Source organism: Stenotrophomonas sp. TWI273 (genome assembly GCF_039674765.1).
GTDB lineage: Bacteria > Pseudomonadota > Gammaproteobacteria > Xanthomonadales > Xanthomonadaceae > Stenotrophomonas.
The window spans coordinates 1-11,643 of sequence record NZ_JBDJOA010000001.1 but is presented as its reverse complement, the minus strand read 5'-3'; the positions used below and the strand labels follow the sequence as shown (position 1 = coordinate 11,643).

The following is an 11,643-nucleotide window of genomic DNA, read 5'->3' as shown; positions in this document are numbered from 1 at the left end:
CAGCGACGGCCGCGAGCGCAATGGAACCAGACTAGGGTATGCCGCGTCGGGCATCCGTCAATCGGCGCGGGACCGACGCGTCTCCGCCTGGCACCACCCGCCCCTGAGCCCCCGCCACTCGTCCCTTCATCACCCACATCCGGCCCCAGGCCAAGGCCCGCGGGCCTCTGCGGGAACACACTCGCTGGCATCGACCACGCTGCCGCCGCAGGAACGACCCTCATGAAACGACGCGATTGCCTCAAAGCCGGGCTGACCCTCCCGCTGCTGCCGATGCTGCTCAAGGCCGGCCCTGCCTTCGCAGCGATGCGTTCGAGGGTCCGGCCGGGCGCTGCGGGGTGGCCCGCTGCCGCCGAGTGGGACCGATTGTCGCGTGCGGTCGGCGGTCGGCTGTCGGTGCCGCAGTCCCCCTTCCTCGCTGACGCCGCCACCCGGGCCGCCGCGCTGGAACAGTTGCAGAATCCATTCTTCCTCGGCGATGCGCCCGCGCTCACCCAGACCAGTGGTTACTTCGGCGCATGGCGGTCAGTGCCCAGCGCGAAGGTGGTGGCCGCCGCCAACAGCGCCGATGTGGCCGCGGCGGTGAACTTCGCCCGCACCCACCGCCTGCGGCTGGTGGTCAAAGGCGGCGGGCACAGCTATCACGGCACCTCCTGCGCGCCGGATTCGCTGCTGGTCTGGACCCGCGCGATGAACCAGGTCGAGCTGCACGATGCCTTCGTCGCCCACAACGCCCGCCCGGGCACGGCGCCGCAGCCGGCGGTCAGCGTGGGCGCCGGGGCGATGTGGATCGATGCCTACGATGCGGTCACCACCCGCGGCGGGCGCTATGTCCAGGGCGGCGGCTGCACCTCGGTGGGCGTGACCGGCCTGGTCACCGGCGGCGGCTTCGGCAGTTTCTCCAAGGCGCATGGCACGGCCGCGGCCAGCCTGCTCGAAGCCGAGATCGTCACCGCCGACGGGCAGATCCGCATCGTCAACGCCGACAACGAGCCAGACCTGTTCTGGGCCTTGAAGGGCGGCTGCGCCGCGAGTTTCGGGATCGTCACCCGGATGACGCTGCGGACCCATGACCTGCCCGATACCTTCGGCGGCGTCTCCTGCCAGATCCAGGCCAGCGACGACGCCAGCTGGCGGGCACTGGCGGCAGAGATGCTCCGCTTCTACCGCGACACGCTGTGCAACCCGCACTGGGGTGAGCAGTTCACCTTCAAGGACACGCGCCGGCTGTCGATCTCGATGGTGTTCCAGGGCATGTCGCGGGACGTCGCCGAGGCGACCTGGACGCCGTTCCTGGACTGGGTCCGCGCACGACCGGCCTATACCATCACCGAACCCCTGCAGGCACTGGCGATGCCGGCCAGAGACTTCTGGGACGCGGATTTCTTCCGCCAGCACGCCCCTGCCCTCATCGCCGAGGACACCCGCGAAGGCGCCTCCTCCCGGCACATGCTGTGGAAGGGCGACCAGGGCCAGGTCGGCTGGTTCCTGCATGGCTACGCATCGGCCTGGCTGCCGTCGGGATTGTTGGACGATGCGCAGCGTGAGCAGGCGGCCGCCGCGATCTGTGCCGCCGCCGATCACATGGATGTCGGCCTGCACTGCAACAAGGGCCTGTTCGGTGCACCGGCGGCCGCGCTGGCCGCGAGCCGCGACACGGCCACCCATCCGGCGGTACTGGACGCCTTCGCGCTGGCGATCATCGGCAATGCCAGCGGGCCGGTGTATCCGGGCCTGGGCCGGACCGTGGATGAGCCCCGGGCACGCCGGGGCGCCTTGAACGTGGCGCGCGCCTACCAGGCCCTGAGCGTGGTGGCGCCCTCGGCCCCGGCCTATGTCTCGGAGAGCGACTACTTCCAGCAGGACTGGCAGCAGGCGTTCTGGGGGCCGAACTACCCACGGCTGCAGGCCGCCAAGCGCCGCTACGATCCGCAGGGCCTGTTCGTGATCCATCACGGCGTGGGCAGCGAGGACTGGAGCGCGGACGGCTTCGAGCGCATCGGCGGCTGACGGCGCGACGGGCAGCGTCTACGCCGCCGCTCCACCCTGGGCCTTGCCCAGCTGGGCGAGCACGCTGCGCAACGCCTGCTGCGCACGCCGGTTCTCCGCCGGCGTGCCGAGGGTGATCCGTACCCAGGTGTCATACGGGGCGAACACCCGGGCGATGCGCACGCCCTGTTGCAGCAGCCCGGCGGCGACGACTGCATGGGGGTGCCCGGTATCGACGAACACGAAATTGCCGGCCGCTTCAGTCGAGCGCAGGCGCAGCCCGCTCAGGACCTGCTGCCAGTGCTGCCGCTCCGCCGCCACGCTGCGCCGGACCTGGGCCACGTGGGCGGGATCGGCGAGTGCCGCCGATGCAGCGGCCAGCGACAACTGGTTCTGCGCGTGCGCGCCGCCGACGCCGCGCTGGCGCAGTGCCTCGGCGAGCGCCACAGGCACCAGCGCATACCCGACCTGCAGCCCGGCCAGCGCATGGATCTTGCCCAGCGTGCGGAATACCACCACGTTCTGGCCCTGCCGCAGCAGCCGCACCGCGCTCAACGTGGCGGCATCCTCGCGGTAGTCGAGGTACGCCTCGTCGACGATCACCAGCGTGCGCGCCTGCGCGGCGCTCACGAAACGATCGAACTCGGCCCCGGGGCTCAGCGTGCCGGACGGGTTGTGCGGATTGACCACGAACAGCGCGCGGGTATCCGGCGCGATCGCCGCCAGCAATGCGGGCAGATCATTTTCCAGCTGCGCGTTCAACGGCACTTCCACGGCCCGGCCGCCAAAGGGCCTGGCCGCATCCACCAGGGCGCCATACCCGGGCACGCTGTAGATGAAACCGCCCGCGCCCTGGCTCAGCGCAAGATGCTGGCCCAATGCTTCGAGCACTTCACCGACGATGACCTGTTCGGGCGCGACCCCTTCCAGCGTGGCGATCTGGCCCTGCAACGCCTGCAGCTGCGCGGCGCTGACATACCGCGGCGCCTCCGCCAGCGCACGCTGTACCGCGGGCCCGACCCGAGGTGACGGGCCGTAGCTGCTCTCATTGAGATCCAGCCGCAGCAGGTCCGTGGTGCGGCCGGCGGACGTCACGGCGGCCGGCGCGGGCGGCGCAGCGGATCCAGCGGCCGGCGCCAGCGCGACCGCTGCGGCACTGGTCAGCCCGGCACGCAGCCAGTGGCGGCGCTGCGGGTCGGCAGGCAGGTGGCCTGCAGTCGTCTTACGGGTCATTGGAAACGGGCCTCCAGGCGTGCGTAGTAGTAGGTGCCACTCCAACCGAACGGCGACAGCTCGCTGTACGGGAACACGCCAAAGGTATCCGCGCCGGAGACCTGCGGGGTGGTCGCGATGTTGCGCGTCGGATAGGTGTTGAACAGATTGTTCGCGCCCAGCACGACAGTGACCGTGTCGGTGGCGCGGAAGGCGATGTCCAGATCGGTGACCCAGCGCGCCTCCAGTTTCTGGATCACGTCGACATTGCCAGCACTACCCGCTTCGGTCGGCAGCGTACGGAACCGGGTCGAACCCTGCGCAAAGGCGGCGACATTGGCCGCGCTCTGGTTGGTTGCCGCCACCCCTTCGATCTCACCGTAGCGGTGCGTGCCCAGGTGGATGCCCCAGCGGCCGACATCCCAGCCCAGCGCGACGGTCAGATTGTCGCGCGGCTGGCCTTTCTCCACGCGGGTGCGCTCGGTGACATCGAACAACGGCGTGCGCACGCCGAGCGCGGTGAGCTGCGCCGGGGTCGAGGCGACATGGGTCAGCTCGGTCTTGTTGCGGTTGTACGCGACGGTCGCGGTGAGCCTGCCATAGTCCGCCAGCTCCCAGCGGTAGCGCGCCGAGGCGTCCACGCCGGTGGTACGGGTATCGGCGGCGTTGCTGAAGTAGCGCACGCTGGTCACGCCCGGCGAGCCCAGCGCGGCCAGGTAGTCACGGATCGCGCTCGACCCGGCCGCATCAACGAAGTTGCTGGACAGGAAGATCCGGTCGTCGATGTCGATCCGGTACACATCCACCGATGCGCTCAGCCCACCGATGCCCCAGGTGAGGCCCGCCGTGACATTGGTCGCCTGCTCCGGCTCCAGCGAGCGCGCCCCCAGGGCACGCGCTTCCACCGTATCCACCGGTGCGGTGCGCACCAGCACATACTCGGGCACCCCGGTCACCGCGTTGTTGAGCGTGCGGCTGCTGGTCGAACTGAAGTACTGCTGGGCCAAGGCCGGCGCATGGAAGCCGGTGCTGACCGAGGCCCGCACCGCCACCCCGCCGTCGAGCTGGTAGCGCAGGGCCAGCTTGCCGTTGGTGGTGCTGCCGAAATCGCTGTAGTCCTCCCAGCGCCCGGCCAGCGACACCAGGAAGCGATCGGTCACATCGGTTTCCGCTTCGGCGTAGGCCGAGACGTTGTGACGGTGATGGTTGCCGGCGTCCGCCGGCTGGATGCCCGCGAAGCCCTGCGAGCCGATCGTCGGCACGGCACCGGCCGAGGGGCCATCAAGCACCCGCGCCGGCCCCCAGACGTATGCGTTCAGCTCACCGGGTGAAATGCCGTAGGTATCGCGGCGGAACTCTGCCCCGAGCGCCAGCCGCAGCGGTGCATGCCAGCCCAGCTCGATGCTGTTGTTGGCATCCAGATTGGTGGTCCACTGCGAGGCCTCCAGCGCACCGTTGTAGAACGCGGTGGGGCTGGCCGCACCCAGCGTGGCGTTGAGCGTGTTGCGGGTGCGGTAGACCAGCTTGTTGCGGCCGTAGACGCTGCTCAGGTCCCAGTGCCAGTCGCCGAGCAGACCTTTGATGCCTGCGCCGAGCGAGGCGTTGGTGCTCTGGGTATCGACCCACGGCAGGAACCCGTCCGGGTAGATCGCGCGCACGTTCTCGACCTGGCTGGCGCGGCGTAGGGAGGCGTTGGAACTGCCCTCGCTTACTCCGTAGCCGCCAAAGGCATACGCCTCCAATCCTTCAGCCCAGGCGAGCGGCTTGCGCAGGTTGCCGAACACGGTCTTTTCCACGGTGTCGGCCGAGTCGGCGAAGCGCCACAGGGCATCGCGGTCGATGGTGGCTTCGCGTGGGTCGGCCACGGCACCCGCTGCCGCGCCCCCGATCGGTGCCAGGCCGGTGCCGGAGCCGAAGGTGCCCGACGGCGCCACCGGCGCACCGTTGCGACCGATCCCGAAGTACTGCTGACGTGTATCGGGCAGGGCGCGGTTGGCGGCCTTGCGATCACGATAGTCCCAGGTGAGGTGCAGACCGCCGCCGTCGGCAAAGGCCACGCCGGTGTCCAGGGCGACGGCGGTGGTGCCACCGCCGCCATCGCGGGTGGTGCCGCGGCTGACCCGCCCTTCGAAGCCGGCATCCTCGCGCAGCACGATGTTGATCACCCCGGCAATGGCATCGGAACCGTACTGGGCTGACGCGCCATCACGCAGCACTTCGATCCGCTCGATCGCACTCACCGGGATCGCATTGAGATCGGTCGAGACCGCGCCTTTGCCCACCGTCCCGCCGGTATTCACCCATGCACTGGCATGCCGCCGCTTGCCGTTGACCAGCACCAGGGTCTGATCCGGCGACAGCCCGCGCAGCGTTGCCGACCGGATATGCGTGTTGCCGTCCGGTGTGGTCGGGTGCGGGAAGTTGAACGAGGGCAACAGCGACTGCAGGATCTGGCTGATATCGGTGTAGCCGCTGCTGCGGATGTCCTGCGCGCCCAGCACATCGATCGGCACCGGCGATTCGAGCACGGTGCGGGCCTGGGTGCGGTTACCCAGGACGGTGAGCTGGTCGAGCTGGGTGACCGCGGGCGCACTTGCCGCGGTTTGAGCATGCACCGGAACGGCGGTGAACAGGCTGGCAAGCACGGCGACGGACAAGCGGCGACGTCGCAGCGCGGTGGTGCGAGGATTCATGACAACTCCGAAGAGATCGGGCATCAAGCCCGAGGAAGACGATGGAACAGCGCAGGCGGTACGTCAGCGGCGACATCGCCGTGGCAGATTCGAAGCAGGCAAGACACGTCCCCAGGTGACCCTGCCGGACATGTTGCAAACTTGTTGCAGAGCGTCAATCGGTGCGGACTCGTGCATTCGCGCCGGGCTGCTCAGGTGGGTAACGAGCGCGGGGCAAGTCACTGATTTCATTCGGCGCGGCCAACGGCCTCGCACCGGGGTCCTTACTTCCAGGCATATCCAGATAGCCAACCGTGCGCGACCGGCAGTGCCTGTACCCTGCCCGCATCTGCCCACCTGCGCAGACATGACAATCCGCAGGTGCAGCCGCACCCGTGCAGGCGTAGCCTGCCCGCAGCCTGCCGCCAACGGAGATCGCCCCGTGATTACGACCTCGCCTGCCCGCCGTGTTCCTGTCCTGCTCGCACTGGCCATCGCCGGCGCACTGCTGCTGCCGCGAGCCGACGCACATGCGCAGGCCCCGTCCACCGCGAGCACATCGGCCACCCCCTCGTTCAATGCCCTGCTCGATGCGCAGACGATGGCCGCGATCAACGCCGATCCGGAACTGCGCACGATGCTCGGCATCAGCGACGATGCAGGCGGTGATCTGTCCGGCCAGCTGACCGACGTCTCGCTGGCCCGGCGCGCGATCAACCGCCGCTTTCTTGTCGACAACCTGGCGCAGATCCGTGCCTGGAAAGGTGCACCGCTGGATCCGCAGCAACGCCTCAGCGACGGCCTGGCGCGCTGGTTCTACCAGACCCAGATCGATCTGATGGCCGTGCCATGGGCCGCGGCCTGGTTGCCGGTCGGCGGCAGCACCTACGCGATCGACCAGTTGTTCAGCCTGCCGGTCAACCTGCCGCAGTTCATGGACAACCAGCATGCGGTGACCGACGACACCAGCGCCCGCCGCTACATTGAACGGCTCCAGGCGATGGGCACCAAGCTGGACCAGGTCCGCGCCAACGTCGACATGCAGGCCCAACAGGGCGTGGTGCCGCCGGCGGTTGCGCTGGAAGGGGCGGCCAACCAGTACCGTGCCCTGCTGAAACCGGCGCCGCAGGACAGCCTGTGGGTGCAGTCGTTGCAGCGCAAGCTGGACAAGGTCCCGTCCATCCCGGCGGCCCGGCGCGCTGAACTGATCGCGCAGGCCACCGCTGCGGTGCGAGACGCGGTGAACCCGGGGTATCAACGCCTGCTCGACAACGTGCAGGCCACGCTGGCGACCCATCCCGGCAACAACGGTGTGTGGGCGCTGCCCGAGGGCAAGGCCTACTACGATGCCGCGCTGCGCTGGTATACCAGCACCGACCTGGATGCCGATGCGATCCACCAGATCGGCCTGCGCGAAGTGGCGCGGCTGGACACGGCGATGGATGACCGCCTGAAGCAGCTGGGCCTGCGCGAGGGCAGCGTGGCCGCCCGCATCGAACAGCTACGCAAGGACCCGCGCTACCTGTATGAGGACAGCGACGCCGGCCGCAGGCAGCTGATCGGCGACATCGAACAGCGCCTGCGTGATCTTGATCCGATCCTGCCGACCTACTTCGGCCATCTGCCGACGCAGGAGCTGCTGGTTCAACCGGTACCCGCGCACATGCAGGCCACTTCGCCCGGCGGCTACTATTACCCACCGGCGATGGACGGCTCGCGGCCGGGCACCTTCTTCATCAACCTGGGCGATATCACCTCCAATACGCGCTGGAGCATTCCCACCCTCACCTATCACGAGGGCTCGCCGGGGCATCATTTCCAGATCTCGATCGGCCAGACCCTGACCGCGCTGCCGATGCTCCGCCGCAGTCTCAATCCCAGCGCCTTCAGCGAAGGCTGGGCACTGTATGCCGAACAGCTGATGGCCGAGACCGGCGTGTACCGCGACGACCCCGCCGGTGATCTGGGCCGCCTGCAGGCCGAGATGTTCCGGTCGGTGCGGCTGGTGGTCGACACCGGCCTGCATCGCAAACGATGGACCCCCGAGCAGGCCATCGCCTACATGCAGGACAAGACCGGCATGACCCCGGCGGATGTGCGCATCGAGGTCTACCGCTACCTGGTGCAGCCCGGTCAGGCCGCCTCCTACAAGATGGGCCAACTGCGGCTGCTGGAACTGCGCGAGCAGGCACGCCGGGAGCTGGGCGACCGCTTCGACATCCGTGCGTTCCACGACCTGATCCTGGGCAACGGCGCCATGCCGATGACGGTGGTCAGCCAGGCCGTGGACGCCTGGATCGCCGCCGGCGGACCGGCCTCCACCCGGACACCATGACGCCCCTGCACAGGTGCCGGCCGCTGGCCGGTGCCTGCGTATAAATACCTAGCGACTTACCGTGTAACTCCGGTTGTCCGTCGCGTGGGCGGTGCGCAGAGTGTCAGCAGGGTCGGCCCGTCGCGCGCCCCACTGACGACACTCTGGAGACTGTCATGCCGCGCACCTCATCGAGCCTGCTGTTGGCGCTGGTCCTGGCCGGCCCCCTGCTGCTGCTTCCTCCTCCGCTGGCGGCGCAGCCCGCGGCGGCCAGCGTTGATGCCCAGGCCGTACAGGCACTCACCCGCATGGGCGCAGCCCTGCGCGCGCTGCCGCACTTCACCCTCAATGCCACTACCAGCACCGAGTACGTGCTCGACGATGGGCAGAAGATCGCCCTGCCGGGCACCGTCGCGTATCGCGTGCTGGGACCGGACCACTTCTTCGTGGAGATACAGAGCGAGGACCAGCACCGCCAGCTGTTCTACGACGGCAAGGCGCTGACGATCTACTCGCCGCGGCTGAAGTACTACGCCACGTTGGATGGTCTGAACAAAAGCAGTCAGGCGCTGTTGACCGAATCGGCGACGACGTATGGCATCGAGTTGCCGCTGGCGGATCTGTTCCTGTGGGGCACGCCGGCGTTTCCGACCGATCAGCTGCAGTCCGCGCTGCGCATCGGCAGCGCCCGCATCGGTGGCGAGGCAACCCAGCACTACGCCTTCCGGCAACCCGGGGTGGATTGGCAGGTCTGGATTTCCGACGCGACCCACCTGCCCCGCCAGCTGGCGATCACCAGCCATAGCGACCCCGCGTTGCCGACCTACCAGGCCACGTTGAACTGGGATACGCGGCGCGCGGTGACCGCCAGGGAGTTGGCGTTCGATCCCAAGTGCGCGACGAAGATCGTGTTCGTACCGGTCGCGCTGGCCGTACAGACCACTGACGGGGAGAACTGAGCATGGACCGTTCCGCTTGCCTGCGCGCCACGCTGGCCCCGGCCCTGATGACCCTGATGCTCGGCGCCGCGCTGCTGCCTGCCGACGCCGACGCGCGCCCCGGGCTGCGCGGCTTTGCCCATCCCTCGATCGCCCATGCCGGCGGCTTCGGCGGCGGCGGTCTGCCTCATGGAGGCGGCGGGTTCGCGCCGCACCCGCCGGGGCCTGGCCCCGCCCCGCATCCCGGTCCGGGCCCGCGCCCGGAGCCCGGCCCGCATCCTGGCCCAGGTCCCGGTCCCCACCCTGCTCCGGGGCCGGGTCCCGGCCCGGGACCTCATCCTCCAGGTCCTGGACCAGGCCCAGGCCCAGGCCCTGGACCTGGACCCGGTCCTGGCCCCGGGCCGCATCCGCCCGGGCCACCCCCTCCGCCGCCCCCGCCGCCGTACTGGGACCATCCGTTCTGGGACGCCGCCGCGTTCACCGCAGGCGTGGCCGTCACGTCGGCCGTGATCGGCTCGGTGGTGTACTCCTTGCCGGTGGACTGCAGCACGGTCGTCGTCAATGGCATCGGCTACCAGCAGTGCGACAACGCCTGGTATCAGCCGCGCTATGCGGGCACGACGGTGCAGTACATCGTCGTGGATGCGCCGCGATGAGGTGTCGGCGGCATCGGGCCTGGCTGGCGCTGCTCGCCCTGCTGGGTGCCGCGCCCCTCGCCGCGCAGCAGGCGCCGGCCGGATCGGCGTCCTCCGACGACATCGCACGCAAGCTGGCCGATCCCGGTGCGGCGCTGATCTCCGTGCCGTTCCAGTACAACTACCAAGGCTCGGTCGGGCCTGGCGGCGACGCGCACAACCAGCAGTTGAAGATCCAGCCGGTGATTCCGTTCGTCGGCGACAGCGGCAAGTTCATCCTGCGCCCTATCCTGCCGCTGAGCTGGAACCAGTTTCCGCAGGACAAACACGGCACCGGCGATCTGTTCGTGCAGGGGTATTACATCCCCAAGACCGCGGCGGAAGCGCATGGCACCGAATTCGGCTACGGCTTCGCCGCGCTGCTGGACACCGCTTCGCACGAGAGTCTGGGCACGGGCAAGTACTCGCTCGGCCCGGCCTTCATCCTGGTCCACAAGACCAAGGCGTGGACCGTCGGCGCACTGGCCAACCATGTCTGGTCCGTTGCCGGCGATGACGACCGCGAGGATGTCAGCAGCACCAGCGTGCAGCCGTTCGTGACCCGCAACCTGCCCGATGGCTGGTCACTCAGTGTCACCTCGGAAACCAATTACAACTGGAAGGCGGCCAGCGGCGATGCCTGGACGGTACCGCTGGGTGCCACCGTCTCCAAAGTGCTCAGGCTCGGGCATACCCCGATCAGCATCGGTGTCGGCGGCTTCTACAACGTGGACCGGCCGCAGTACGCCAGTCGCTGGACCGGCCGGTTGATCGTGACCCTGGTCTTTCCCGAATGAGGCTGCTTCCCATGAACCGTTCTCTTCTTGTCGGCACCGCCCTGATCCTGCTGGGCGTGGCCCCCCTCGGCTGCAGCACCTCCACGCCCGCACGCAGTGACGCACCGCCCTCCACCGAAAAGATCGAGGCGCAGAACCAGGCGCGTACCGCCACCGCCGCGGTGCTCTCGCGGTTGTATGCCGCGCAGCCCGGTGCACGCCAGGCCGTGGAGCAATCGGCGGGTTACGCGGTCTTCCGCAGCTTCGGGGTCAAGGTATTGATTGCCGGCGGCGGCGGCGGGCATGGTGTGGCCATCGACAACCGCAGCGGCCGCGAGACCTTCATGCGCATGGTCGAGATCCAGGCGGGCCTGGGCTTTGGCGCCAAGACCTTCGACCTGGTCTGGGTCTTCAAGACGCCCGAGGCGTACCAGGACTTCATCACCCGCGGCATCGAGATCGGCGGCCAGGCAACGTTGGCAGCGAAGGTGGACAAGGCCGGCGGTGGACTCACCGGCGCGGTGCAGATTTCCGAGAACGTCTGGGTGTACCAGATGACCGAAAGCGGCCTGGCGGCGGAGCTGACCGTCAAAGGCACCCGCTACTACCCCGACAAGACATTGAACTGAGCCGGCAGGCCAAGGAGTTCCCATGCATGGCCATCCGCTGGTCTGGATCGTCAGCCTGTTCGTGCTGCCCCTGGTGGCGGCGCTGGTGCTGAGCCTGTTCGTCCGCCACCGCGGCATCAGTGCCAATGCGGTGCTGGCCTGGTTCGTGATCGTGTGCTGGTGCGGGGCACTCGGGGTAATTCTCTCGCAGGTGTGGTGACCCGCGCTGCCGGCCAGCGGCCGGCACTACCTGTGCATTGCGTGTTCGCCCTGCCCGCGCTGCCGGCCAGCGGCCGGCACTACCTGTGCATTGCGTGTTCGTCCTGCGCGCGCTGCCGACCAGCGGCCGGCACTACCCAGGCAGGCGAGCACTCCACGGTAGTGGCGGCCGCGGGCCCGCCGCCACACGGGTGGCCCAGCGCCAAGGAGAGCCCCAGGACACCCCCCGGGCGGGAAACCC

General features: G+C 68.9%; 9 protein-coding genes. 7 read left to right on the top strand and 2 right to left on the bottom strand.

Features of this window, described 5'->3' with window-relative positions:
* The first annotated feature begins 222 nt into the window (after positions 1 to 222).
* Positions 223 to 2,010, top strand: a complete 1,788-nt coding sequence (locus tag ABE571_RS00045; protein ID WP_346492937.1) for an FAD-binding protein — start codon at positions 223 to 225, stop codon at positions 2,008 to 2,010.
* Positions 2,011 to 2,028: 18 nt separating this feature from the next.
* Here the strand turns inward: ABE571_RS00045 and ABE571_RS00040 are convergent, their stop codons facing one another.
* Both ABE571_RS00040 and ABE571_RS00035 read right to left on the bottom strand, forming a co-directional pair.
* The gene (locus tag ABE571_RS00040) at positions 2,029 to 3,222 is read right to left on the bottom strand and encodes a histidinol-phosphate transaminase (RefSeq protein ID WP_346492936.1); all 1,194 of its coding nucleotides are present in this window, start codon (positions 3,220 to 3,222) and stop codon (positions 2,029 to 2,031) included.
* Positions 3,219 to 5,894, bottom strand: coding sequence for a TonB-dependent receptor (locus ABE571_RS00035; RefSeq protein ID WP_346492935.1), 2,676 nt, complete (start codon positions 5,892 to 5,894; stop codon positions 3,219 to 3,221). Before ABE571_RS00035 ends, ABE571_RS00040 begins: the two co-directional genes overlap by 4 nt.
* 421 nt (positions 5,895 to 6,315) lie before the next feature.
* Here ABE571_RS00035 and ABE571_RS00030 point away from each other — a divergent pair, with 421 nt between their 5' ends.
* The 6 genes from ABE571_RS00030 (at position 6,316) to ABE571_RS00005 (ending at position 11,403) form a co-directional block, all read left to right on the top strand.
* Positions 6,316 to 8,208 carry a DUF885 domain-containing protein gene (locus ABE571_RS00030; protein ID WP_346492934.1) on the top strand — a complete coding sequence of 631 codons (1,893 nt, stop codon included), beginning with the start codon at positions 6,316 to 6,318 and terminating at the stop codon, positions 8,206 to 8,208.
* 155 nt (positions 8,209 to 8,363) lie between these two features.
* Positions 8,364 to 9,146 (top strand): DUF2092 domain-containing protein, encoded by a 783-nt coding sequence (locus tag ABE571_RS00025; RefSeq protein ID WP_346492933.1) that lies wholly within the window; start codon positions 8,364 to 8,366, stop codon positions 9,144 to 9,146.
* 467 nt (positions 9,147 to 9,613) lie between these two features.
* Positions 9,614 to 9,781 (top strand): DUF6515 family protein, encoded by a 168-nt coding sequence (locus ABE571_RS00020; RefSeq protein ID WP_217350029.1) that lies wholly within the window; start codon positions 9,614 to 9,616, stop codon positions 9,779 to 9,781.
* Positions 9,778 to 10,596: a hypothetical protein gene (locus tag ABE571_RS00015; RefSeq protein ID WP_346492932.1), complete on the top strand. Its 819-nt coding sequence runs from the start codon at positions 9,778 to 9,780 to the stop codon at positions 10,594 to 10,596. Before ABE571_RS00020 ends, ABE571_RS00015 begins: the two co-directional genes overlap by 4 nt.
* Before the next feature lie 11 nt (positions 10,597 to 10,607).
* Positions 10,608 to 11,204: a YSC84-related protein gene (locus ABE571_RS00010; protein ID WP_346480894.1), complete on the top strand. Its 597-nt coding sequence runs from the start codon at positions 10,608 to 10,610 to the stop codon at positions 11,202 to 11,204.
* A 22-nt stretch (positions 11,205 to 11,226) separates the two neighbouring features.
* Positions 11,227 to 11,403, top strand: coding sequence for a hypothetical protein (locus ABE571_RS00005; protein ID WP_167390385.1), 177 nt, complete (start codon positions 11,227 to 11,229; stop codon positions 11,401 to 11,403).
* The last annotated feature ends 240 nt before the right edge of the window (positions 11,404 to 11,643 follow it).